Genomic DNA, 24453 nt, shown 5'->3' on the forward strand with positions numbered 1-24453 from the left:
CTTTGTTGCGTAAATCAGGCTCGGCCAGCGTAGAAGGCGTAGGTCTGGTAGCCTGAGCAGGATGAAACCAGCTCCACAGAAGTACCGCACGACCAACTGGAAGACATACGACGAAGCCCTCAAGGCCCGCGGTTCGCTGCTCATCTGGCTTGATCCAGTGATGAAGTGGCACGGCAGGCCAAGTGGCAAGCGCGGCCGTAGCCAGACGTTCAGCGACGAGGCGATCCAGTTCTGCCTGAGCATCAAGTGCCTGTTCAATTTACCATTACGCCAGGCCATGGGGATGACGCAAAGCCTGCTGCACCTGGCTGGGCTCGACTGGCCGGCGCCGGACTACAGCATGGTGAGCCGTCGGCAAAAGACGCTGCAGGTTGCCATTGGCGCCGTGCCGACCACGACAGGCTTGCATCTGCTGGTGGACAGCACGGGTATCAAGATGTTGGGCGAAGGCGAATGGAAGACGAAGAAGCATGGTGCAGAGTACCGCCGCCAGTGGCGCAAGGTGCATCTCGGGATCGATGCGTCCACGCTCGAGATCCGGGCCATGGAGGTCACCGACAACAGTGTCGGCGACGCACCTGTCCTGCCAGCGCTGCTGGGCCAGATTCCTGCTGACGAGAAGATTGCCAGCGTCAGTGGGGATGGCGCCTACGACACGAAGGACTGTCATGAAGCCATCGCGTTGCGTGCCGCGCACGCCATCATCCCGACCCGTAAGAACGCCAAGCCCTGGAAGGCAAACCGCTGTGGCGCCGATGCACGTAACGACATCCTGCGGACGACAAAAAGGCTGGGACGGGCAATATGGAAGAGATGGAGCGGCTACCACCGGCGCAGCCTTGTTGAAACCAAGATGCGCTGCTTCAAGCTGCTGGGCGAGCGTGTCATGGCGCGCGACTTTGACCGTCAGGTTGCCGAGTTACAAGTGCGGGCTGCCGTTCTAAATCGCTTCACTCGGCTGGGAACTCCGATTACGGTCCCAGTGTTATAAAACGAACTATAAATGGCGTTAGCTCGGCCTTCGCTCGATTTACGCAACAAAGCCGACCGAGGCGTAAATCTTTGCAGCGTTCAACAGTGCGGCTTTGTGAAGAATTTCGTTATATTCTTTCTCCCCCTAACGTCGCTGCTAGCGATGAATTTACCCTCGTTTTGAAAGGAAAATCATGAAGGCACTCGTTTATAATGGCCCGTGCGACGTCCAGGTCAAAGACATGCCGGACGCCAAGATTGAAAAGCCGACTGACGTCTTGGTCCGTATCACGACAACTAACATCTGCGGGTCCGACCTACACATGTACGAAGGCCGTACCAACATGGAAACGGGTCGTATCTTGGGCCACGAAAACATGGGTGAAGTCATCGAGGTCGGCAATGCCGTCGAGCGCGTTAAGGTCGGGGACGTTGTCTGTCTGCCGTTCAACATCGGCTGCGGCTTTTGCGAAAATTGCGAACGGGGCTTGTCCGGTTTTTGCCTCACGGCAAATCCAGGCACAGCGGGTGCTGCATACGGTTTTGCCGGCATGGGCCCGTACAGCGGTGGCCAAGCCGAACTGCTACGGGTGCCGTTTGGCGATTACAACTGCTTGGTGCTGCCGGAAGACGCCAAGGAAAAGGAAAATGACTACGTGATGTTGTCGGACATTTTCCCGACCGGCTACCACGCCACCGAACTGGCTGGCCTCAAGCCGGGCGAATCGGTCGTGATCTACGGCGCCGGCCCGGTCGGCCTAATGGCGACCATGTCTGCGTTCATTAAAGGCGCAAGCGAAGTTTTCGTCGTGGACACGCACAAGGACCGCTTGGCACTGGCCGAAAAGCTGGGCGCGGTGGCGATCGACGATACCGAAGGCGCCGGCGTCGAGAAGATCTTGAACCTTACCAACGGCAAGGGCGCCGACTGCGGCTGCGAATGCGTTGGTTACCAGTGTTGCGACAAGCACGGTAAGGAAGTCCCAAATCTGACAATGAATAACTTGGTGCAGACGGTTAAGGCCACTGGCGGCATCGGCGTGGTTGGTGTATTCCTCCCGCAGGATCCGAAAGGTCCAGACGCGCTGGAAAAGGAAGGCAAGATTGCCTTCGATTTCGGCAATTTTTGGTTCAAGGGTCAGAAGATTGGCACCGGCCAAGCCAACGTCAAGCATTACAACCGTTACTTGGCAAAATTGATTCATAAAGGTAAAGCGGCGCCCTCGCAGATCATTTCACACGAGCTTGCACTGGAGGATGCACCGACTGGCTATCGGAATTTTGATAAACGTGCCGAAGGGTGGACCAAAGTCGTGCTGAAACCTAATAAATAAAGAAAATATTATTTATTGGCGCATGCTAAAAGACGATTCACAAAATTAAAGCAGGCGATAGGTTTTACAATAAATGGTTATTTCGCGCAATTTTCTTTCATTTCGGGAAGTTAAGGAAAGAAGATTGCGCGGAAGCAGTTTGCTACTTCCTAAATCGTCTCAAAGCTCGACTTTTTCCAATGATCCCGCGTAGCAGACGACTTCAATAAGTCAATCTAACAAGGCACGCGGTATTTTTACCATATCAGGTCAGTTACCCGACCCGCTGTAAATTCCATCACTCCATAGCTTTCAATGAATCCATGAAGGATTCCACCGCCAGGGTGGAAGGAATATCGATCCGGAGACGCCCGCGTACGATGTCGCCCGGCGCGCCGAACATGGTCACCGCTTCATCGACCTCGCCCAGAATCCCTGCGACCCTGACCAGGAACGCCTCGCCCTCCGCGGTGAGGCTCACCTTGCGCGTCGTGCGCTGGAACAGACGCACGCCGAGCGATGCTTCTAATTGATTGATGGCCAGTGTCACTTGGGGGCGGCCCATCTGCAGCGCTTCAGCGACCTTCGTAGAACTCTGGAGTTCAGCAAGCCTGGAAAACAGGCGCATCGATTGAAGCGGCTCCATCGACACATCTTTCTTGGTAGTGGGTACGGCCTGGCCGCGTGCGGCCAGGCGCCGGCAAAAGCCGATTATAGAGTCCGAATTGTTATCGTCGAATACAACAATCAGCTCGGCGATTCAGGAAAGCGGCAAGGCTTCGCTTTCATCTTCGACGATCTCGGCTTGGCCGGAAGCTGCTCTGTTGCGTTCTACCGTATCGAGCAGTACGGAATTGGCTTCGGCCCAATCGTAAAGTGCCAGCAAAGGCTCGACGAACTTCTGTCCAAGCTCCGTCAGCGAATATTCGACTGCGGGTGGAACCACCTGGTGCACCTTCCTCGACAACAGCTGGTCGGCTTCGAGCTCGCGCAAGGTCTGGGTGAGCATCTTCTTCGAAATTCCCGGCATGCTGCGCTGTAAATGGCCAGTCCGTAGCGGACCGAAACTAAGGACGTAGATCACCATGGACGTCCATTTGGGCGTCAATAGCATGTGGATACGCCGCGGTGGACAGGTTTCACTGATGACCAGTGGACCGGGAGGATGACGAACGGTGGAAGCCATGGTTACCTATAGGTGCCTATGATCCTAAAAAGTGCCTAATTTACAGGCGGGGCCTTATGGATCAATATTACCCCACATTCAGTTTGCCCCCAAGGGCCACATTCACAAGGAACCAATACATGACTACCCAAGCCACCATGCGCGCACTCGTCCTGAACGACTACGCCGACGGCAAATTCATCGATACCCAGGTGACCCGGCCAGCACCGAAAGCGGGCGAAGTGCTGGTACAGATCGCTGCCAGCGGCGTCAATCCGATCGACTACAAGATCCGCACCGGTGCAGCGCCGTATGCCATGCCCGAACTGCCTGCGATTCTCGGCACCGATCTGGCAGGCACGGTCGTCGAGGTCGGTGAAGACGTGAGCGACTTCAAGGTCGGCGACGAGGTGTACGGATTGGCTGGCGGCGTGCGTGGCATTCCGGGAACGCTCGCCGAATATGCGGCCGTCGACGCTCGCCTGTTGGCACCGAAGCCAAAGAACCTTAGTATGCGCGAAGCGGCTGCGTTGCCGCTGGTGTTTCTGACCGCTTGGGAAGGTCTGGTCGACCGTGCCGGCGTACATGCTGGCCAGCGCGTGCTGATCCAGGGCGGCGCGGGTGGTGTTGGTCACGTGGCAGTGCAGATCGCCCGTGCGCTCGGCGCCGACGTGTATGCGACTGCCTCGGCGGCTAAGCACGCCGTCATCAAAGGCTACAGCGCTACGCCCATCGATTATCGCGACGCCAAGGTCGTGGACTACGTCGAGAAGTATGCAAATGGCGTTGGCTTCGACGTGGTCTATGACACCGTCGGCGGACAGACACTGGACGACTCACTTGTTGCGGCCAGGCCTTATGGACACGTTCTCAGCTGCTACGCTTTCGCGGAGCACAATCTGGCGCCAAGCTCTCTGCGCTGCGTGACATTGTCCGGTATCTTCGTGCTGCTCCCCATGCTGAGCGGTGAAGGACGAGCCCACCATGGCGACATCCTGCGCGAGGCGACCCGCCTGGCGGAGCAGGGCAAACTGAAACCCTTGGTCGACGAACGGCGCTACACTTTGGCCGACACGCATGCCGCGCATGACGCTCAGGAGGCCGGCAAGGCCCTTGGCAAGATCGTGATCGACGTCGCTTCCTGAAGGATGGGTATGACCATGTCGCAGGTGGTTCGATTTCATGAACTTGGCGGCCCGGGTGTATTGCGGTTGGAGCAGCGCAGTGTCCCTGAGGCCGCAGATGGCGAAGTACTCATCGAGGTGCAGGCGATCGGCTTGAATCGGGCGGACAAGATGTTCCGCATGGGCCAGTATCTCGAGACGGCGCAACTGCCATCCATGCTGGGCTTGGAGGCGGTTGGCATGATCGCTGCACTTGGCCCGTCGGTGCAAGGATTCGCGGTCGGCGACATGGTCGGCGTCCTGCCCGGGTTCGAGCTCGGCAGATATGGCACCTATGCCGAGCATGCGTTGATTCCCGCTACCCACCTTGTCCCGCAACCGGCCGGCTTGTCCGCGGTGGAGGGAGCTGGCCTGTGGATGGCCTATCTGACCGCATACGGCGGTCTCGTGGAGGCCGGAGGACTTGGCAAAGGAGACTGGATTGCCATCACCGCTGCATCAAGCAGCGTAGGCTTGGCTGCGATACAGGTTGCACGCCAGGTAGGTGCGCGGCCCATCGCGGTGACACTGACCAGCACAAAGCGCGATGCACTGTTGGCTGCTGGGGCCGAAGCCGTCATCAGCACGTCAGACGAGCCGTTGGAGAGCCGCCTGCGCGAACTGGCGCCGTACGGGATCCAGTGCGCGTTCGACGCGGTCGGCGGTCCGCAAGTGAACCAGCTCGCAGGGGCCATGGCCAAGCGCGGAACGATTGTCGTGCACGGCGCACTCAGTCCCGATGCGACGCCGTTTCCGCTAAAGCTGGCTTTGAAGCGCAGTCTTTCTGTGCGTGGTTTCGTGTACACGGAAGTGACCGAGGATGCAGCAGCGCTGCAGCGCGTCCGGACTTTTATCTCGGCAGGAATCGAAGCCGGTATCCTCCGGCCGCTCGTGGACAGGGTCTTCTCGCTGAGTGACGTCGTGGCAGCGCACGAATACCTCGAATCGAACCAGCAGTTCGGCAAGATCGTGATGACAGTTTGAGAGCGCTGCAACGTATTTGCTCAGCGTGGAAGCGCGGCAAGACTTCGCCCCGTCCGACAGCATTACTGGACGGGGCGATCGCTGTTGATGATCAGTTCGACGGAAACGCCGACAGGACGAATTCGGCAAGCTCCTGCAGCACCTCGGTAGCCGGCCGGCGCGATGCTTTCAGATTGAAGGCGACATGGTTGACGCCCAGCTGCTGCAAGCCGCCGAGGTAGTCGATCAGCCTGTTGCGCCCGACCCGCAGGCCGGAATGGATGCGCATCAAGGGGTGATTTGCGTCGTCAGCCAGGTCGAAGAACAGGCCTTGGGCAAACGGCTTGAAGATGCCCGACTGCGTCTCCCGCTGCACAACGTCGCGCCATGTCGACACGATCGGTGCCAAGTGTTCGGGATTGACGAAGTAGTAAAGCCAGCCATCCGCATGCCGCGCAATCCACTCCAGATCCTGGCGGCTGCGTCCAGTGACGATGGCCGGAATTCGTCCGTGGGGCGGCTTTGGGAGCAAGTCCAGACTCCCATCCAACCTGCCAAAACGTTCGGAGTCGTGCACGGCGAACGCTTCCTGCAAACTGGCCCGGAACATCCCGAACGCATCGCGGAATCGCTCGCCGCGCGTCTCGAAATCGCCTTCTATGCCAAATGCGGGGTACTCGCTCGGGCGATCGCCTGACGAAATGCCAAGTACCATGCGGCCGCCGGAAAGCTGGTCGACCGATGCAGCCTGTTTCGCCAGCAGCAGCGGATGGCGCAGGGTGATTACCGCGCTGCCTGTGGCCAGTGCGATGCTCTGGGTGCTGGCGGCGAGGAAGCCTAAATAGGTGAACGGTTCGTACAGCTGTCCGGTGTCACCGAACATCGGATCGAATAGTGGGACGTCACGCGCCCATACACCTGCAAAGCCTGCCTGGTCGGCGTAGCGCATGACGGTGACATGATCGCGCATCGTCGGCGCCGGCATATCGGGGTATGCCTCCAGTGGCAAGATGAATCCGAGTGTCAGCCGGCCGGGCGCGAACATTCGCCGGAAACCAGCATGATGCTCGACGTACTCGGAAAAGGGCCACTCGCGCGGTACTGTAGTGTCGTCCATTGTTTGCTCCTTGTGCGTGGATTTGGCCGTATCGCCGGCCAGGGCTTCCGGCCGGCTGGGGGCCAAAATCAGTCGGCTACCTTGATCACGACCTTGCCAAACGCACCGCGCGCCAGGTGCTCGTAGGCCTGCACCGTGTCCTGGAAGGCTTAGACCTTGTCGATCACTGGCTTGATGGTAATCTCCCCGTTTTTAGAGCGAGCTAAAAGTAGAGGTTAAGCGGCAAGAGCAAGTTTCGTTGTGGTGTAATGCCGCCGAGTGCCATGTTGGGCCGGTCGTGATTGTAGGTCCACAGCCAGCGAGTGGCAAATTCCTGGATTTGGTCGAGCGTTTCAAAGAGGTGGTGAGCCAGCCGGTCATATCGCACGGTCAGGTTGTAGCGCTCGACATAAGCGTTTTGCTGAGGCTGGCCGGGCTGAATAAAATCGATGCGGATTCCACGTCTGGCTGCCCAAGCCAAGGTCACGGCGCTGATGTACTCTGGACCGTTGTCACAACGGATCGCATCCGGTGTGCTGCGCCATTTGATAATTCGGTCCAGCGACCTGATGACACGTTCGGATGGCAGCGAGAAGTCGACCTCGATACCCAAGCCTTCGCGGTTGAAGTCATCGATGACGTTGAACAGGCGGATGCTGCGTCCGTCGGCAAGCTGGTCATGCATGAGGTCCATGGACCAGCTCTGGTTGATCGCGGTCGGCACGGCCAATGGCAGCGGCTTCTCGCGCACTAGTCGGTGGCGCGGCTTGATGCGCAGGTTCAGCTCGAGCTCACGATAAATCCGGTAAACCCTTTTGTGGTTCCATTTGAAGCCTTTGACGTTGCGCAGGTACAGAAAGCACAGCCCGAAACCCCAGTTGCGCTGGTTGTTCGTCAATCGCACCAGCCAATCAGCGATGACGCTGTTTTTCGCGTCCAGCTTGGCCTTGTATCGGTAGCAGGTCTGGCTGATGCCAAACGCCCGGCACGCCAGGTTAATCGTGGCTGACCGCTGTGTCACGGCTCACTGCGCCATCTCTCGCCGCTGAGATGGCACTACTTTTGTCAACGCCTCTGCGACAATCTCGGCCTTTAGGCGCTCCTCGGCATACATCTTCTTCAGGCGCCGATTCTCGTCCTCGAGTTCCTTCATGCGTGCCATCAGCGACGCATCCATACCGCCGTACTTGGCGCGCCACTTGTAGAACGTGGCGTTGCTGATGCCGTGCTCGCGGCACAGCTCGGGTACGGGGCTGCCGGCTTCGGCTTGCTTGAGGATGGCGATGATCTGGCTGTCGGTAAAGCGGCACGTCTTCATTTAGAGCTTTCTGTTAAGTAGAAAATTCTACTTCTAAACGCGCTCTTTTTGTGGGGGGATTACCGTGGATGCGCACGCGCATGTAATCGATGGCGTCGCGGAACAGCAGCGATGCCATGGCGATCTCGCCTGCGGTAAGGGGGCGCCAGCGCTGCGCATGCAGGCGGCGAACAGGTACGGCATCCATCGGTTCTTTTGCAAAGTTAAGAGGCTTGGCAAGCTTAACTTAGATTGCTCGGATACCGTTTTGAACAGCTCCTTCGAGAGCATGACCGCGTCAAAGACGCCTTTCATCAAAAGTGTTGAGACCGACCACTATCGACCCGCAAGCAGTCCTTGCCGATTCCATGAAGCGGTCGTTCAACGCCCGCGCCAAGCTACGACTCGCTGGCGCCGCCAGTGAGCCGTCGACTTGAGCGACTTGTCGGGCTTGCTCAGCCCGGCAGCTTTGCCGCAAGAACGTCAACCTTTTCGATTGACGGCGGCTGGGCGAATAACTCACCCGCTTTTTCCATGAGCGCGGCCGCGACTTCGCCGGAAAGATGAGCTTGCCGCCCAGCCTCATCTGGAAACGCGTCAAAGATGCCAAAGGTTGACGGCCCCAGGCGGATGCCGAACCAAGCTGTAGTAGCTGGCTCTGCCTGAACGAGGGGAAGACCACTTAACAGAAAGCTTTCTACGTCTTTCTCCTTACCTGGCTTGGCTTCAAGACGAACGAACAACGCGAGTTTGACCATGACATATCTCCTATTATTAAACAGACAGCAATTCACGCATTTTCCAGCGAGCCGAATGCAATGATGACCGGACCGCCACCACTTGCGGCGAAGCGACTTTCTTCACGTGCCCGAAAGCAGTTCGCTAGCGAAGGACCGATACCGATTGAATGCGCAGCCAATACCGTATGGTAAAAGCGTTTCAGTATAGTATATGGCGATGTTGCTCACAGGGCAAGCGACGGCGCTTACGATACGAAGGACTGTCATGAAGCCATCGCGTTGCGCGCCGCGCATGCCATTATCCCGACCCGTAAGAACGCCAAGCCCTGGAAGGCAAACCGCTGCGGTGCCGATGCACGTAACGACATTCTGCGGACGACAACAAGGGTGGGACGGGCAATATGGAAGAGATGGAGCGGCTACCACCGGCGCAGCCTTGTTGAAACCAAGATGCGCTGCTTCAAGCTGCTGGGCGAGCGTGTCATGGCGCGCGACTTTGACCGTCAGGTTGCCGAGTTACAAGTGCGGGCTGCCGTGCTGAACCGGTTCACTCGGCTGGGTACTCCAGTTACGGTCCCAGTGTTATAAAACGAACTACAAATGGCGTTAGCTCGGCCTTCGCTCGATTTACGCAACAAAGCCCCTCTAATGCTTTTGACTCTTCCCTTGTCGCAATTTCTTGAGATTTTATTTCTAGTTTGGCCCCAACTTCTGTCGGCACCGTATATTCCCATCTTCTGCATGGCGCTGTGTGGTCTGCTTCAAGCGTGGCTGCTCGGTGTCATGTTACGTTGGCTACGCCGTCCCGCAGAATCGCGAACACGTTAACGTCTGCTCTGGGTCGATCTCGGCCGTTCGCCTTGAGCCAGACGTTGGCTACAGCGGGCGCGACCGGCTCAACCCGCGAAGTGGCATTTTTCCTTCACAAAGTGCGGCATTTTTGCTTCAACGGACGACGGGGTTTAGGGACGGAAAATGGCCAACGGCCAGGGCAAAGGATTGCATAACGGCAATATTTTTCGAATGAATGGGACCGATCCGTAAGCGAGCTGACGCAGCAGACTTTGCGTCGCGAGCGAGTGACGTCACACTCGGATCCAGGCGGCCGGGCGAGATTGTTGATGATGAATTGACAGGCGAAGGATAAGTTCCGCAGGTACCGAGACCAGCGATTCGAATCGGCAGATTTTCCGTGACACATCACGGCATCGCATGCGATCGCTGTCGTGGAAGAATGCTCAGCCGGAGGCTGGCATTCCAATACTTCCTGGCTGGGCTCTATTGGAAGAACTAAATGGCGGGCCGCGCAAACCCGACGGCTTCAAAAAATTGTCGAGAGACCAACAGCAAACGCAAGGCGATGTGTGATCGAGCGAGTTCGGCCTGGCCTAGCGCAAGCAATCCCCTAGGGTCGTGCAATTTCAGCATCCCTAGCGCCAAAGCTAATCAAGAACACTGCACACTGCAGTCTTGAGACAGGAGAGAAACGGGCAAAAAAATACCCGCCGGGAGGCGGGTTGAATCTATTTTCTTGGAAGAAGATAGAGGAGACATGTTCATCATGCTGCATTGCACAACAATTGTCCAATGACGATTTGTGATATCCGTGATCAACCAACCCCATCTCTCACGTTCGTAACTACAAACTCGACATTATATTTTCTAATGTCGAGCTAGAACGAAGCAATCGTTCCGGACGAGACGCTTACGCTTATGGCATCAATAACAGGCGCAAGATCAAAAACTAAGTTTTGGACCGCTCCCACTTTTTACTCTGCCGGACTGACAATCTAACACCCTGCGATTGCGCCAGGCAGACATGGCCCATTACAGCTTCTGTATCTGGAAACCGTGCAATTTGATTCAAGAGCCACTAGCGATACCGCCCTGCCCGTTCAGCAGGCATACCGAGTACATCCGCCTGGGGAGCGGCTCACGCACTTGATGAACAAAGGTTATCCCCAGAAAATGTGGATATCGACATGACACAGTCATCTTCTAATCCCATAACAATTTGGCGCTTCCTTGCCAAGTTGCTTGCCGAATAGCTAATGGTACTTCTACACTACTCCGAGCAAAGGTCCGAGTTCGGCCCAGACCGTGTAAAAACAAAAAGCAGATCGTCTGGACCTCAAGAACATGGCTGAGATTAATTTTGGCATGCGATGAGAACGCCTGTCGCGCCATAATTGCTTCTTGGCCTTCCAGACCAGGCAATCAATATAATTGACTGGAGCGTGCCACCCTGAACCGCCCCGGAAATCGTGGAGGCTGGTTGGTTTAAGTTAATGCGGTTTCATCGGCGACGATTTTGAGCTGCCGATAGTAGTTTGCCTCAGCTTCGGCGGGCGGGATATAGCCGATTGGTTCCATCAGTCGATGGTGGTTGAACCAGGCCACCCATTCCAGGGTCGCCAACTCCACGGATTCCCGAGTCTTCCAGGTCCGACGATGAATCAATTCTGTCTTGTATAAGCCGTTGATCGTTTCAGCCAGCGCGTTATCGTAACTGTCGCCCCGACTACCAACTGACGGTTCGATACCGGCTTCGCTCAGGCGTTCGGTGTAGCGGATGCTTAGATATTGCGAGCCTCTATCGGAGTGATGGATCAAAGTTCCATCGTTACCGGGCTAACGAGCATACAGTGCCTGTTCAAGCGCATCCAGAACGAAATCAGTGGTCATCGACGAACTAACCCGCCAGCCGACAATGCGCCGGGCGAACACGTCCACCACGAAGGCCACGTACAGCCAGCCCTGCCACGTCGAGACGTATGTGAAATCCGACACCCACAGCTGATTTGGCCGATCAGCAGAGAATTGCCGATTGACCCGATCCAGCGGACGCAGGGCGGCAGCATCTGGAATCGTTGTCCGGATTCGCTTGCCGCGTACAGCACCTTGCAACCCCAGCCGCTTCATCAAGCGCTCCACCGTGCAGCGAGCAATGACGATGCGTTCCCGGTTCATCTGCTTCCAGACTTTGACGGCACCATAAACCTGCATGTTGGCTTGCCAGACGCGGCTGATTTCCGGGCACAGGATCTCATCTCGCTTCGTCCGAGAGCATAACTTCGACGGATCACGAAGCTGTGCGGCATGGCGCCGATAACCCGACGGGGCAATCCGCAAGACCTTGCAGATCGGCTCGACCCCGAAGGTGTCGCGATGCTGATCGATAAAGGCCTTCAGGATTTCAAACGGCGGTCGAGCTCCGCCTGGGCGAAAAACGCGCTCGCCAGCTTCAGGATTTCGTTGGCCCGCCGCAGCTCCTTGTTCTCACGCTCCAGGGCTTTGATTCGCTCGCGCTCGTCTGTCGTCACGCCTGCGCGCTCACCTTGGTCAACCTGGTCGCGCTTGACCCACTCATGCAGCGTTTGCGGCGTGCAGCCGATCATCGCTGCAATTGACTCGACTGCCGCCCAGAGCGACGGATGCTCGTTACGCTGCTCACGTACCAGACGGACTGCACGTTCCAGGACTTCCGGCGAAAATTTGCTTGGCTTCTTGTTCATAGCTCCATTCTCTCAAGAGTTGGAGCCTCCATCAAATCCGGGGCGGTTCAGTCGTAGTCGCCACCAAGGCCAAGTTATATTGGCTGCTACGGCTTGCATTTCAGGTGCGCCGTCAGGCGTCTGTGCGAGTGACCTGCGCGCAAGATCAGCCAAGTAGATAGAACGCTGGCTTCGATGGCGGGAAGTGAGTGCGAGTTCGTCAAAGTTAGCAAGGACAAGATTAGCCAACCGCCGAACGTCTGGCGACGCTTGAGTTTCCGGTTCATGTAGCCAAGCAGTAAACCGCTCAAAGTCACTTTTCGAAGACACAGTATTCCCCTGAATGCAGACTGCAAAAGTTAAGGGAATATATTATCAAGCCGACAGCTTTCTTGGTAGAAAAAATGCCAACTACGGGGTGGCTTCGAAAAGAATGTTTCGAAGACGGTTTCTCAGTCGACGAGGCCATGCCACATCCCTAATGGCATGTGATATCGCGAGAAGCCTTTACTGCTGCAACAATATTTCAATCTTGAGTTACTTCACATCTAACAGCAGATTTTCTTTCAGATCTAATGCAGCGAAAGATAATCGGTAAGTACACAGGATATTTGTTCGAAGTCAGCTTATTTGTCTCGCTCTGTCGACATTCCTAGGAGCCGCAGTCCGTTGGCCACAACTAACAAGCTCGCTCCGACATCCGCGAACACTGCCATCCACAATGTTGCTATGCCGCTGAGCGCCATGACAAAAAATACCGCTTTGATAGCCAGCGCCGCAGCAATGTTCTGCACCAGGATGCGCCGCGTACTACGGCTCAGGCGAATGAATTGTGGCAGCTTACGTAGATTGTCATCCATCAACGCCACGTCTGCGGTCTCGATTGCAGTGTCGCTGCCAGCAGCCCCCATCGCGAAGCCGACATTGGCTTGGGCTAGTGCCGGCGCATCATTGATGCCGTCGCCGAGCATGCCGACCACGCCGAATGACGTCTGTAGACGCTCGATTTCACCAAGTTTGTCTTCCGGCAGAAGCTGGGAACGTGCTTCCATGATGCCGGCCGCGTGAGCAATCGCCTCTGCGGTGCGGGCATTGTCGCCGGTCAGCATCACCGTCTTCACACCAAGTGCCGCTAGTTCAGTAATGGCTTGCGCCGCCTCAGGTCGCAGCGTATCCGCCATCGCAATCACCCCCAGCGTTTCCTCTGCGTTAAAAAGCACCACTCCCGTCTGTCCACGGCTCTCGATACCTTCAAGCACGGACGAGACATGAGCGTTATCGGCGCCCTGCTCGTCCAACAGCCGCTGGTTGCCCAGGTAATAGGTCTTGCCGCCGATCTCGCCCCGTACACCGCGCCCAGGGATCACGGTAAAGCCGCGCACCTGACGCATCATGCGCCCCTTCGGCCGCGCTTCCAGCATGGCATGCGCCAGCGGATGGGTGGAGTTGGCATTCAGGCTTGCGGCCAGTAGCAGGACATCGTCCGGCCGGGCCGCCGCCAGGACCTCGACCGTCATTACTACCGGCTTGCCCTGGGTGAGCGTGCCGGTCTTGTCCAGTGCGATCGCGGCGATCTTGCCGCCCGCCTCAAGGAATTCTCCACCCTTGACCAGGATGCCACGCCGTGCCGCAGCCGTCAGACCGCTGACCACAGTCACCGGTGTCGAGATCACAAGCGCGCACGGACAGGCAATCACCAGCATCACCAGCGCCTTATACAGCCAGACGCCGGCAGGCAACCCGAATGCCAGCGGCGGCACGGCGGCTATGCAAAGTGCGGCTACTACGACGGCCGGCGTGTACCAGCGCGCGAAGCGATCGATGAAGCGCTGGGTGGGCGCCTGACGGCCCTGTGCCTCCTCGATCACACGAACAATCCGCGCCAGGGTGCTGTCGCCGCTGTTGGCGCTCACCCGTACATCCAGCACGCCGTGTTCGTTGATCGTCCCGGCGAATACGACATCGCCACGCTGCTTTTCGACCGGCATGCTTTCGCCCGTGATCGGCGCCTGGTTCACGGCCGACATGCCATCGTCGACCACCCCATCCAGGGCGATGCGCTCGCCGGGCCTCACACGGATAAGCGCGCCGACCTCGATCTGGTCCGACGGCCGCATCTCCACGCTGCCGTCCGGGCCCAGCACGCTGGCCGTGTCGGGCGCGATCGTCAGCAGCTGGTGTACCGCATTGCGCGCGCGATTCAAGGACATCGACTCGATCATCTCGGCAACGGCAAACAGGAAGATGACCATCGCCGCTTCCGGCCACTGGCCCAGCACGATGGCGCCGAACACGGCGAGACTCATCAGGAAGTTGATGTTCAGCGTGAGGGTTTTGAGGGCGATCCAGCCCTTGCGCAGGGTCGGCACGCCGCCGCTCAGGATCGAGATGGTGGCCAGGGCGATCACCAGCGGTGAGGCGTCGGAATGTCCGGTCCATGCACGCACTTCGGCAGTTGACGCCGCCAGACCGGAAACGCCCAGCAACGCTTTTTGCAAGGTATCGAGCGGCGCATCCTCTACCGCGCTCGGACTTGCCTTGGCATCGGCTTGCACCAGCGTGGCATGCATCCCGATCGCATCGAGTGCACGCAGCAGCGAATCCTCACTGTCAAGGCGGTGATGCACGCTAAGGATGCGGCGCATCATGTTGAAGTTGAGCCGGTCCACTCCCGGCATTGCCTCCAATTTGTTTCGGATGAGACGCTCTTCCGTCGGGCAGCACATATTCGCGATATGGCATTGCAGTAACTGCGGCAGTGCGCTGTCCTTCAAGCCAGAATCCATGGCTGAGGAAAGGCCTGCATCCGGCGAGTTCGAGCATGCTCCCATGCATAAATCCGAATTTTGCTCTGGCGCGTTTTGCATTGTTTCCTCTACTTTCATGTGGACTCCTGCATATTCAAAACCATGTAGCGGCTACAGGGTCAAGTGTGAGATGCATCAATGCCTGATCTATCGTATGCTCCTCCCAGTCTGTAGCGGCTACAGGGTTAAGCGAATTCGGAGGAGCGATGCGTATTGGGGAATTGAGCAAGGAAGCGGGTTGCGATGTCGAAACGGTTCGATACTACGAACGGATCGGTTTGCTGCCCGAGCCGGAACGAACACCGTCAGGCTATCGCACCTATGGCACACAGCATCTCGAGCGGCTGCAATTCATCCGACACTGCCGGACCCTTCAAATGCCGCTGGCTGAGATCGGCACGCTGCTTTCTCTGCAGGCACAACCGGCACAGGAATGCAACGAAATCAACGATCTCCTCGATCATCATATCCAGCGCATCCAGGAACAGATGACGTCGTTGACGACCCTGAAAGCCAAACTCGTCGAGCTTCGCTGCAAATGCAACCTGCCCGCTTCCATCCGCGACTGCGCCATTCTTCACGATCTGGCCCATCCATCCGCCAGAGCGGCGAACCAGCTTTAGCCAATCGAGGCGAACAGCGTTATTCGCGTTGCTCTACTGGGACCGGGGACTGTCCGATGTCCGAGTAAAATCAATGCACATGAACGGGATACCTATGATCGAGCAAATCAGGAACAATCTCATCGAGGCACGGTCGGCACTCGACAGCTTTGTGCAGGACGAGCGCAATCTCGACAATGTGGCCGATGCCGCCAAGTTACTGGTGGCCACGTTCCGTCAATCGGGCAAGGCTTTTTCATGCGGGAACGGCGGCTCGATGTGCGATGCGATGCATTTTGCCGAGGAATTCACCGGTCGATTCAGACGCAACCGCCCTGCCGTCGCAGCCATCGCCATCAGCGATCCGACGCACATGAGCTGTGTTGCAAACGACTTCGGTTACGACCAGGTATTCGCACGCTATATCGAGGCGCATGGCCGCCGCGACGACGTGTTACTGGCGATCAGCACCAGCGGCAAGAGTCCTTCGATCCTGCTGGCCGCACAGGCTGCGCGTGAACGAGGCATTCGCGTCATCGGCCTGACAGGAAAGCCCGGATCCCCTTTGCAAGACCTGTGCGACGTCTGCATTTGCTGTCCGGGGGGCGCCTACGCGGACCGTACGCAGGAGCTTCACATCAAGGTCATTCATATCCTGATCGAACTGGTGGAACGCGAACTCTTCCCCGAGAATTACGCAAGCCAACAGCGTTAAACCTGAATTTCGGAGAACATCATGGCGACGAAAAAACGCACCACGATTCCAGCCCCTGCTCCCGAAGACGACACCAGTCCGGAGAGCGAAACCGACGTCGAGACGACGGGCAGCATGAACGTCGATACGGATGTTGAGCATACCGACAGTAGTGCGCAACCTGCGATCGGCAGCGTCGAAAGCCAGGACGCGCCGACCGGCCGCGTCAACATCGAGAGCGGCGAAGAAAGAAATGCCGGTGATGTCGAACGCGGCCCGGCCTGAACTTGCAGGTACAGGATCAGTTCAGACGAGCATATCGATCATAAAAAGCAGGATAAAGCCTAGAAAGAACATCGCAGTTTGCACGGGCGTCTCCCGCTCTTCATGCGCTTCCACCAGCAATTCCTCCGTGACCAGATAAAGCAGCGCGGCCACGCCGAAGGACAGCAGCGCGTCGACATAGACTGGCGCGACCGCATTCAGGGCTAGCGCTCCGAGGCCAGCACCGGCCAACACTGTCAGACCGAGCAGCCCCGCGGTACCGGCGACCTTAAATCCCGACTGGCCTGAGCCACGCAGCGATGTCCCGCACGAGACCCCGAGGAACAGCAGTTCCAGTACCAGGCCAATGGTCAATAACAGACCCTGCTTTGCGCCTGCGGCGAACGACAGTCCGATCAACGCGCCATCGAGGCTGGTATCGACGCCCATGGCAGTCACCAGGCTGCGGGTATTGCGTCCGGCGTTCTCGCTCTCTCCTTTTTCACCGAACCACTTCAGCGCCAGCATGAAAGCAACACCGACGGTGAATCCGATGAAGGTTGGCCATGGCAGGCGTCGGTGCATCAAGTCGGGCAGCAGTTCGACGGCCAGCACACTGAACACGGTACCGGCTGCGAAGTGCTGGATCGCACTGCGCAGGCCGGCGCTCGGCTGCCTGACCAGCGATGCCAGTGCACCAAGTACGACGGCGATTGCCGGCATCGCCGCGTACTTCAGGACGGTCGACAGGTCCGCGGTCACGATGATGCCTTCGATGAATCCACCGCTTGCACGCTTGCGGAGAGCGACGCACCGGCCGTTGCGGCGCTGCTGCCTGTGTTCGCTAGGCCTTCGTCCGAATACGCAAGCAAGCGCAGGGCATTGATCACCACGAGCAGCGTAGAGCCCTCGTGGAAAAGGACAGCGGTGCCGATATTCAACCCGAAGATCGTGGCCGGGATCAGGACAGCTACGACGCCGAGGCTGACCCAGAGGTTCTGCTTGATCACGCGCCGCGTGCGGCGCGACAGGCCGACAGCGAACGGTAGCTGACTGAGATCGTCGCTCATCAGGGCCACGTCCGCGGCCTCCAGCGCCACGTCTGATCCGGCCGCGCCCATCGCAATGCCGACCGTCGCGTTGGCCATGGCCGGCGCGTCGTTGACGCCGTCTCCGACCATCGCCACCTTGCCCTGGCGCTCGCGCAGCATCTTGACCGTCTCGACTTTCTGCTCCGGCATAAGGTCGCCCCGGGCCTCGGTCAGGCCGACGGTGCGCGCCACCGCATCGGCGACCTGCTGGTTGTCGCCCGAAAGCATGACCAGGCGTTCGATACCGATTTCGCGCAGCCGCGCCATCACCGCCTGCGCCGCCGGCCGCGGCGTATCCATCACGCCGATGACGCCCAGGTAGCGCTGCCCCTTGCGCACGACCATCGTCGTCCTGCCGGACGCCACCAGCCCGGTATTGGCTTGTACCAGGTCGGGAGGCAGGCGGTTGTCGTCCAGTTCATCGAACAATACCGGCTTGGCGATATAGGTGGTTTCGCCATCGACGCTGGCCTGGACACCGCGCCCGATCAGTCCGCGTACGTCGTCCGCCTGTACGCCAGCTCCACCCTTGCCCAGCCGTTCAGTGCCACCCTTGACCAGGGCGGCCGCCAGCGGATGATCGCTATGCGCTTCGACCGCAACGACCACGGCCAGCAATTCCGCTTCGCTCACGCCCTCGGCCGGAATCACGTCGGTCAGTTTCGGTCGCCCCTCCGTCAAGGTGCCGGTCTTGTCAAAGGCGATCGCATCGAGGCTACCCAGGTTTTCCAGCGGCCCGCCGCCTTTCACCAGGACACCGCTGCGTCCTGCCCGCGCAACGCCGGAAAGCACCGCGCTCGGCACCGAAATCGCCAGCGCGCAAGGGCTTGCGGCCACCAGCACCGCCATCGCGCGGTAGAAGCTAGCGGAGAACGGCTCATCCACCACCAGGAAGGCGAGCATCAAGAGGCCCACCAGCGCCAGGACGACCGGAACGAATACGCGTTCGAACTTGTCGGTGAACTGTTGAGTGGGCGAGCGCTGCGCTTCTGCTTCCGCCACCATCTGCACCACGCGAGCCATGGTCGATTGTGAAGCAAGCCTTGCGACCATCACTTCCATCGCGCCGGCGCCATTGATGGTGCCGGCAAAGACGCGGTTGGCGGCATCGACCCGGTCGAATGCACCGATGGCGGCTTTGCCGTCCTGGACCGGTGACTTGTCGACTGGGACGCTTTCGCCCGTGACCGGCGCCTGGTTCACGCTGGACGTGCCCTTTACTACGACGCCATCGGCCGGGAGCCTTTCGTTCGGCTTGACCAGGACGACATCGCCCGGTGCGAGCGACTCGACCGGCACTTCCTCGGTCGAGTCGCCGCGTTTGCGCAACGCCGTCTCCGGTGCCAGCTTGGCCAGTGCTTCAATTGCCCGGCGCGCGCGGCCCATTGCGAAATGTTCAAGCGAGTGGCCGAGGCTGAACAGGAACAGCAGGAGGCCGCCTTCGGCCCAGTTGCCCAGCGCCGCGGCGCCGACGGCTGCCACCAACATCAGCGTATCGATCTCGAAGCGGCGTGCGCGCAGGTTTTCGATGGCTTCCTTCGTAGTGAAGAATCCGCCGAAGAGGTATGCACCGATAAACAATGCCAGCGATGCCCAGTCCGGCGCGGAATCGCTGCGCTCGACCAGCCAGCCTGCCAGCACACAAACGCCTGCCAGGACCGCGAAGATCAATTCCGTATGCTCACCGAAAATCCCCCCGTGAGCGTGGTCGTGACCAGCGTGACCGTCCTTGCCGGCATGTGCGTGCTGGTGGTCCGCACGATGCTCCTTGCCGTCATGCTCATGCTCATGTCCATGCCCATGGTCCGCTTGTCCGTCGTGCGCATGTTCGCCCGCGTGCCCGGATGCGGTGACCGACGCTTCTCCATCCGTCATCTCGGCGCCGAGCGAGCGCACCAGCCCTTCGAGCTGCGCCCGCGGCACCGCCGCGCGTTCGTATTCGATTCGGATCCTGCCGGCTCCGGATACTTCCGCTTCCAGCACACCGGGAATACACCGCAGGCGTTCCGCGAACAGACGCGCGCCGCGCGGATGCAAGGCTGTCGGTACGATGCCAACATAGTGCGCATACTTTTCGGTGATCTGGGCGCCGGCGGCGGTAACGAGTTCGCGCAGCCGTGCGACGCTCACGACCGCCGGATCGTAATGCAGGCATAACGACGCCGGCTCTCCTTCCAACGTTTTCACATGGACGTGTTCCAGTCCGGGGCGTCCGTTCAGCAGCCCGATCAGCCGTCCTATGCACGGGTCACGCGGATCATCGACGTCGGGAAGAACCAGCGGCAGTTCGAGCCGCACTTTTTTCGACTTTTCCATTTGCTTTCCTTTCTCGTGACTCAATCCTTGGCGCCTTCGGCGAAGACGTGGTTATCCGACTCGCCGGCCTGCTCGCAGGGCGTGCGCTCCACTTGTACCGTCGAATGATGAATCTCGAACTTGTCCGCCAGGCGCCGACGCACGCTTTGCAGCAAGTCTTGGAAGTCGCGTGCGTCTCCATCGCATACCACGTGGACAGACAAGCTGATCTTGTCGCTCGTGATGGCCCAGACGTGCAGATCGTGCAAGTTGTCGACTCCTGGAATACTCCTGATCTCCTTGTCGACTTCGGAGAGATCGATCCCGTCTGGCACACCTTCAAGCAGTACATTGAGGCTTGCCTTCAGCAGAATCCAGGTGCGCGGAATCACCCATAGCCCGATCAGGACGGCGATAGCGGAATCGATCCACTGGGCTTCGGTCCAGCGGATCAACAACGCACCGACGATGACGCCGACGGAACCGAGCATGTCGCTCCAGACCTCGAGATAGGCGCCTTTCACATTCAGACTGCCTTCCTTGCCTCCGGCAAGCAGCTTCATGCTCATCAGGTTAATGACTAAACCGGCGATGGCGACGATCAACATCGTCCCGGAAGCGATTTCGGGGGGATTCTTAAGGCGCATGTAAGCTTCGTACAAAATGTAGCCTGCAACGCCGAACAGCAGCAGCGCATTGAATGCCGCCGCCAGGATCTCGAAGCGGTAATAGCCGAAGGTACGCCGTTTGTCGGCCGCGCGTCGGCCGATTCGAATGGCCGCGAGAGAGATCGCTAGCGCAGTCGTATCGGTGAACATATGCGCGGCATCCGATAGCAACGCGAGGCTGTTGCTCCATATGCCGGCGATGACTTCGATGACGAGAAATGTCGATGTCAGGCCCAGAGCCAGCCACAGCGACCGTTCGTTGGTATTGCTACCAGCGTGAGAATGAGAATGTCCTGCTGCCACATTACCTCCTTGCGTGAATACGAGCTATCGTCAGATGACCGTAGGCGTTTCGTCGAACACGCTAGCGACGCCGGCCGGTCTTGTGCGACTTTTTCAGGACGCTTCCCTTTTTGTTTTTTGTACTTGAATTCCGGGGTCGCTTTTTCCGTTCCAGGTAATCCAGCACCGCAAGCCAGAGCAACACGGTCACCATCGTGAGCACGGAAGTTCCAAGAACGACCCACAAGACATCGGGTGGGACTTCATGACGGTCAGACATGTTCATGCCTTCTTACTCTTGTCTGGACATGGCCGGATGGCGACGTTTGCCAACGTGCGCCATCCGGCTGGATTCACTGAGGCACCGGTTGCGCCAGTTCGGCGATCTCAGCCTCCTCGGCGCGGCGGTGGACCATGCGATACAACAGCGGCAGTACCAGGAGGGTGAGCGCCGTCGACGACAGGATGCCGCCGATGACCACCGTGGCCAGTGGGCGCTGCACTTCCGCGCCTGTACCGGTCGCAAGCGCCATCGGCACGAAGCCGAGGGATGCCACCAGTGCCGTCATCAGCACTGGCCGCAGACGCGTCAGCGCTCCTTGCACGATCGCCTCGTCAAGTCCCATGCCCTGCTCGCGCAAGGTACGGATAAACGAAATCATGACCAGGCCGTTCAGCACCGCGACACCAGACAGCGCAATGAATCCGACCGCCGCCGTGATCGACAATGGAATGCCGCGCAGGGACAATGCGACGATGCCACCGGTCAGTGCGAACGGGATGCCGGTGAACACCAGCAGGCCATCCTTCAGGTTGCCGAACATGACGAACAACAGTGTCAGCACGAGGAACAAGGCCAGCGGCACCACTAGCTTCAGACGCTGGGTCGCCGACTGCAGCTGCTCGAAGGTGCCGCCCCAGCTAGTCCAGTAGCCCGCCGGGATCTTCACCGAACGTTCGATTGCGGCCTGCGCCTCCGGCACGAAGCTGCCGACATCGCGTCCGCGCACGTTGGCGCTGACGACAATGCGGCGCTTACCGTTTTCGCGGCTGACCTGGTTCGGCCCCGGCGCAAACGACAGCGTGGCGACTTCCGAAAGCGGTACATAGGAGGCGCTGCCGGTGCTGGTACCCGCAGCGCCGACGTTCGTCTCGCCGGCTGGCAGCGCGATAGGCAAGCGGCGCAGCGAGTCTATATCGCTGCGCAGTTCTTCGGGCAGGCGTACGAGGATATCGAAGCGACGATCACCTTCGAACATGGTGCCGGCCTGGCGCCCACCCGTCGCGGTGGCGATGGCGTCCTGCACGTCGGCGATGTTCAGGCCGTAACGGGCCGTCTTCTCGCGGTCAATATTCACTGACAGCATCGGCAGGCCGCCGGTCTGCTCGACCTTGACTTCGGATGCGCCCGGGATGCGCTGCATGACTGCTGCAATCTCCGCACCGGTGCGTGCCAGCACGTCCATGTCGTCGCCGTACACCTTGACCGCGACATCGCTGCGTACGCCCGAGATCAGCTCATTGAAACGCAGCTGGATCGGCTGGGAGAATTCGAAGGCATTGCCGACGTACTTCTCAGCCTCCTTCTGGATCGCCTCGACCAGTTCCGCATGGGTCTTTTTCGGCGCCGGCCAGGCCGATTCCGGCTTGAGCATGATGTAGCCGTCCGAGATATTCTGCGGCATCGGATCGGATGCGATTTCCGCCGTACCTGTGCGCGCGAATACCCGGTCGATTTCAGGGAATTTCGCTTTCAGACCGGCCTCCAGCTTCTTCTGCATTTCCAGCGATTCGGTCAGGCTGGTAGCCGGGATGCGCAGTGCCTGAATCGCGACGTCGCCCTCGTTCAGGTTCGGGATGAATTCACTGCCCAGGCGCGACACCAGCAAGCCGGAAAGGACCACCAGAACCACACTCGAGGCGACCACCACTGGCCCGTTGGCCAGGACCTTGTCCAGCATGGGCGCATAGGCGTTGCGCGCCATCGTCATCATGCGGTTTTCCTTCTCGGAGACGCGCTTGCCGATGAATAGCGCAACGGCTGCAGGCACAAAGGTCATCGACAGGATCATCGCGCCGGCCAGTGCTAGCACGACGGCGAATGCCATCGGGTGGAACATCTTGCCCTCCACACCGGATAGGGCGAAGATCGGCAGGTACACGACCATGATGATCAGCTGGCCAAACAGCAGCGGTCGGCGTGCTTCACGCGCGGCCTCGAACACTTCATGGAAGCGTTCGCGCAGCGTAAGCTCGCGCTTGTGGTGTTCCTGCGCGTGCGCCAGCCGCCGCACGCAGTTCTCGACGATGACGACGGCGCCGTCGATGATGATGCCGAAGTCGAGTGCGCCGAGGCTCATCAGGTTGGCGCTGATCTTGTAGGTCACCATGCCGGTGAAGGTGAACAGCATCGCCAGCGGGATCACCATCGCCGTAATGATGGCGGCGCGTATATTACCGAGGAAGAGGAACAGGATCACGATGACCAGCACCGCGCCTTCGAGCAGGTTCTTCTTCACCGTGGCGATCGCCTTGTCCACCAGCGCCGTGCGGTCGTAGACTGGGACGGCCTTGACGCCGGGCGGCAAGGTCTTGTTGATGGCGGCCATCTTCTCCGCGGCCGCCTGCGCCACCACACGGCTGTTCTCGCCAATCAGCATGAACACGGTGCCGAGCACGACTTCCTTGCCGTTCTCGGTGGCTGCGCCGGTGCGTAGTTCGCGCCCCAGACCCACGGTCGCCACATCGCGCACGCGCACCGGCACGCCGCGCACATTGCTGACGATGGTGTTGCGGATGTCGTCCAAGGTCTGCACCTGACCTGGTGCCCGCACCAGGAACTGCTCGCCCCGGCGTTCGACGTAGCCGGCGCCGACGTTGCCGTTGTTGCGTTCGATCGCTTCTGTGACTGCAGCCAGCGTCAGGTTGTACGAGCTAATCTTCGCCGGGTCCGGTGTAATGTGGTACTCCTTCGAGTAGCCGCCGATCGAGTTGATCTCCGTGACACCCGGGACCTGGCGCAGTTGTGGCTTGATGATCCAGTCCTGCACCTCGCGCAGGTCAGTCGGCGTGTAGGGCGTACCGTCAGGCTTTTTGGCGCCCGGCTCGCTCTCGACGGTCCACAGATAGATTTCGCCGAGGCCGGTCGAGATCGGTCCCATGGTCGGCGAGACGCCCTGCGGCAGGCCGTCGCGCGCTTCCTGGATGCGCTGATTGACCAGTTGGCGTGCAAAATAGACGTCCGTTCCGTCCTTGAAGATCACGGTGACTTGCGACAATCCATAGCGCGACAGCGAGCGGGTTTGTTCGAGGCCGGGAAGGCCTGACATGACTGTCTCGATCGGGAACGTGATGCGCTGTTCGACCTCGAGCGGCGAATAACCCTGGGCCGAGGTATTGATCTGCACTTGGACATTGGTGATGTCCGGCACGGCGTCGATCGGCAGGCGCTGATAGTTATACACGCCAATGGCTGCCATCGTCAGGACGGCGAGCATGACGATCCATCGGTTCTCGATGGCTGATCGGATGATTCGTTCAAACATGG

General features: G+C 59.1%; 17 protein-coding genes, 3 pseudogenes and 1 other annotated feature. Of the genes and pseudogenes, 8 read left to right on the forward strand and 12 right to left on the reverse strand.

Translation table 11 applies throughout. From position 1 onward, the window contains the following. Positions 1–61 precede the first annotated feature (61 nt). Together FBX97_RS28470 and FBX97_RS28475 are read left to right on the forward strand one after the other, a co-directional pair. A complete protein-coding gene (locus FBX97_RS28470) occupies positions 62–991 on the forward strand; it encodes an IS5 family transposase (RefSeq protein ID WP_141839189.1) in 930 nt (309 codons plus the stop codon). Between the two features lie 175 nt (positions 992–1166). Then, the gene (locus FBX97_RS28475; RefSeq protein ID WP_091877584.1) at positions 1167–2306 is read left to right on the forward strand and encodes a glutathione-independent formaldehyde dehydrogenase; all 1140 of its coding nucleotides are present in this window, start codon (positions 1167–1169) and stop codon (positions 2304–2306) included. A gap of 277 nt (positions 2307–2583) precedes the next feature. Here FBX97_RS28475 and FBX97_RS28480 read toward each other — a convergent pair whose 3' ends face one another. After that, on the reverse strand, positions 2584–2931 hold the full coding sequence (locus FBX97_RS28480; RefSeq protein ID WP_141839191.1) for a LysR family transcriptional regulator: 348 nt from the start codon (positions 2929–2931) through the stop codon (positions 2584–2586). Between the two features lie 114 nt (positions 2932–3045). Continuing rightward, positions 3046–3471, reverse strand: a complete 426-nt coding sequence (locus FBX97_RS28485) for a helix-turn-helix domain-containing protein (RefSeq protein WP_141839193.1) — start codon at positions 3469–3471, stop codon at positions 3046–3048. A 119-nt stretch (positions 3472–3590) separates the two neighbouring features. Here FBX97_RS28485 and FBX97_RS28490 point away from each other — a divergent pair, with 119 nt between their 5' ends. After that, positions 3591–4595, forward strand: a complete 1005-nt coding sequence (locus FBX97_RS28490) for a zinc-dependent alcohol dehydrogenase family protein (protein WP_141839195.1) — start codon at positions 3591–3593, stop codon at positions 4593–4595. 9 nt (positions 4596–4604) lie between these two features. Then, positions 4605–5597: a zinc-dependent alcohol dehydrogenase family protein gene (locus tag FBX97_RS28495; RefSeq protein ID WP_221631893.1), complete on the forward strand. Its 993-nt coding sequence runs from the start codon at positions 4605–4607 to the stop codon at positions 5595–5597. A gap of 91 nt (positions 5598–5688) precedes the next feature. Here the strand turns inward: FBX97_RS28495 and FBX97_RS28500 are convergent, their stop codons facing one another. From FBX97_RS28500 to FBX97_RS28520, 4 genes and pseudogenes are all read right to left on the reverse strand, one after another. After that, positions 5689–6693: an LLM class oxidoreductase gene (locus FBX97_RS28500; protein ID WP_141839197.1), complete on the reverse strand. Its 1005-nt coding sequence runs from the start codon at positions 6691–6693 to the stop codon at positions 5689–5691. A gap of 202 nt (positions 6694–6895) precedes the next feature. Next, a pseudogene (locus FBX97_RS28510) lies at positions 6896–7990 on the reverse strand (IS3 family transposase). 13 nt (positions 7991–8003) lie between these two features. Then, a complete protein-coding gene (locus FBX97_RS28515; protein WP_185748792.1) occupies positions 8004–8177 on the reverse strand; it encodes a hypothetical protein in 174 nt (57 codons plus the stop codon). Positions 8178–8424: 247 nt separating this feature from the next. Then, positions 8425–8727 carry a putative quinol monooxygenase gene (locus FBX97_RS28520; protein WP_066419950.1) on the reverse strand — a complete coding sequence of 101 codons (303 nt, stop codon included), beginning with the start codon at positions 8725–8727 and terminating at the stop codon, positions 8425–8427. Positions 8728–8940: 213 nt separating this feature from the next. Between FBX97_RS28520 and FBX97_RS28525 the strand changes: the two are divergent. Then, positions 8941–9297, forward strand: a pseudogene (locus tag FBX97_RS28525) (transposase); the annotation flags it as partial. A 1692-nt stretch (positions 9298–10989) separates the two neighbouring features. On the opposite strand, the pseudogene FBX97_RS28530 reads toward FBX97_RS28525, so the two are convergent. Continuing rightward, positions 10990–12224: pseudogene (locus tag FBX97_RS28530) on the reverse strand (IS3 family transposase). After that, positions 11827–11943 (reverse strand) — a sequence feature (AL1L pseudoknot). It overlaps the preceding pseudogene by 117 nt. 605 nt (positions 12225–12829) lie before the next feature. After that, entirely contained in the window at positions 12830–15088 is a 2259-nt protein-coding gene (locus FBX97_RS28540; RefSeq protein ID WP_255517668.1) for a cation-translocating P-type ATPase, read from the reverse strand. A gap of 128 nt (positions 15089–15216) precedes the next feature. Here FBX97_RS28540 and cadR point away from each other — a divergent pair, with 128 nt between their 5' ends. The 3 genes from cadR to FBX97_RS28555 all read left to right on the forward strand — a co-directional run bounded on the left by cadR (position 15217) and on the right by FBX97_RS28555 (position 16591). Then, positions 15217–15633, forward strand: coding sequence for a Cd(II)/Pb(II)-responsive transcriptional regulator (gene cadR / locus FBX97_RS28545; RefSeq protein ID WP_141839199.1), 417 nt, complete (start codon positions 15217–15219; stop codon positions 15631–15633). A gap of 94 nt (positions 15634–15727) precedes the next feature. Continuing rightward, positions 15728–16327 (forward strand): SIS domain-containing protein, encoded by a 600-nt coding sequence (locus FBX97_RS28550; protein ID WP_141839201.1) that lies wholly within the window; start codon positions 15728–15730, stop codon positions 16325–16327. Positions 16328–16348: 21 nt separating this feature from the next. After that, a complete protein-coding gene (locus FBX97_RS28555) occupies positions 16349–16591 on the forward strand; it encodes a hypothetical protein (protein ID WP_141839203.1) in 243 nt (80 codons plus the stop codon). Between the two features lie 21 nt (positions 16592–16612). Here the strand turns inward: FBX97_RS28555 and FBX97_RS28560 are convergent, their stop codons facing one another. From FBX97_RS28560 to FBX97_RS28575, 4 genes are all read right to left on the reverse strand, one after another. Continuing rightward, positions 16613–17332 carry a ZIP family metal transporter gene (locus FBX97_RS28560; RefSeq protein ID WP_141839206.1) on the reverse strand — a complete coding sequence of 240 codons (720 nt, stop codon included), beginning with the start codon at positions 17330–17332 and terminating at the stop codon, positions 16613–16615. Then, positions 17329–19977: a heavy metal translocating P-type ATPase gene (locus FBX97_RS28565; protein ID WP_141839208.1), complete on the reverse strand. Its 2649-nt coding sequence runs from the start codon at positions 19975–19977 to the stop codon at positions 17329–17331. The genes FBX97_RS28560 and FBX97_RS28565 overlap by 4 nt, the downstream gene beginning before the upstream one ends. Before the next feature lie 20 nt (positions 19978–19997). Further along, on the reverse strand, positions 19998–20927 hold the full coding sequence (locus FBX97_RS28570) for a cation diffusion facilitator family transporter (protein ID WP_141839210.1): 930 nt from the start codon (positions 20925–20927) through the stop codon (positions 19998–20000). Positions 20928–21259: 332 nt separating this feature from the next. Further along, complete coding sequence (locus FBX97_RS28575; protein ID WP_141839212.1) at positions 21260–24451, reverse strand: CusA/CzcA family heavy metal efflux RND transporter; 3192 nt, start codon at positions 24449–24451, stop codon at positions 21260–21262. Positions 24452–24453: the final 2 nt, after the last annotated feature.

Origin of the sequence: Herbaspirillum sp. SJZ107 (assembly GCF_006715485.1) — a bacterium.
Taxonomy (GTDB): domain Bacteria; phylum Pseudomonadota; class Gammaproteobacteria; order Burkholderiales; family Burkholderiaceae_D; genus Telluria.

Bases quoted from the DNA above. Each gene is read 5' to 3' on its own strand.
- FBX97_RS28470 (WP_141839189.1), top strand. From the start codon at position 62: ATGAAACCAGCTCCACAGAAGTACCGCACGACCAACTGGAAGACATAC.
- FBX97_RS28475 (WP_091877584.1), top strand. From the start codon at position 1,167: ATGAAGGCACTCGTTTATAATGGCCCGTGCGACGTCCAGGTCAAAGAC.
- FBX97_RS28480 (WP_141839191.1), bottom strand. From the start codon at position 2,931: ATGGAGCCGCTTCAATCGATGCGCCTGTTTTCCAGGCTTGCTGAACTC.
- FBX97_RS28485 (WP_141839193.1), bottom strand. From the start codon at position 3,471: ATGGCTTCCACCGTTCGTCATCCTCCCGGTCCACTGGTCATCAGTGAA.
- FBX97_RS28490 (WP_141839195.1), top strand. From the start codon at position 3,591: ATGACTACCCAAGCCACCATGCGCGCACTCGTCCTGAACGACTACGCC.
- FBX97_RS28495 (WP_221631893.1), top strand. From the start codon at position 4,605: ATGACCATGTCGCAGGTGGTTCGATTTCATGAACTTGGCGGCCCGGGT.
- FBX97_RS28500 (WP_141839197.1), bottom strand. From the start codon at position 6,693: ATGGACGACACTACAGTACCGCGCGAGTGGCCCTTTTCCGAGTACGTC.
- FBX97_RS28515 (WP_185748792.1), bottom strand. From the start codon at position 8,177: ATGGATGCCGTACCTGTTCGCCGCCTGCATGCGCAGCGCTGGCGCCCC.
- FBX97_RS28520 (WP_066419950.1), bottom strand. From the start codon at position 8,727: ATGGTCAAACTCGCGTTGTTCGTTCGTCTTGAAGCCAAGCCAGGTAAG.
- FBX97_RS28540 (WP_255517668.1), bottom strand. From the start codon at position 15,088: ATGAAAGTAGAGGAAACAATGCAAAACGCGCCAGAGCAAAATTCGGAT.
- cadR (WP_141839199.1), top strand. From the start codon at position 15,217: ATGCGTATTGGGGAATTGAGCAAGGAAGCGGGTTGCGATGTCGAAACG.
- FBX97_RS28550 (WP_141839201.1), top strand. From the start codon at position 15,728: ATGATCGAGCAAATCAGGAACAATCTCATCGAGGCACGGTCGGCACTC.
- FBX97_RS28555 (WP_141839203.1), top strand. From the start codon at position 16,349: ATGGCGACGAAAAAACGCACCACGATTCCAGCCCCTGCTCCCGAAGAC.
- FBX97_RS28565 (WP_141839208.1), bottom strand. From the start codon at position 19,977: ATGGAAAAGTCGAAAAAAGTGCGGCTCGAACTGCCGCTGGTTCTTCCC.
- FBX97_RS28575 (WP_141839212.1), bottom strand. From the start codon at position 24,451: ATGTTTGAACGAATCATCCGATCAGCCATCGAGAACCGATGGATCGTC.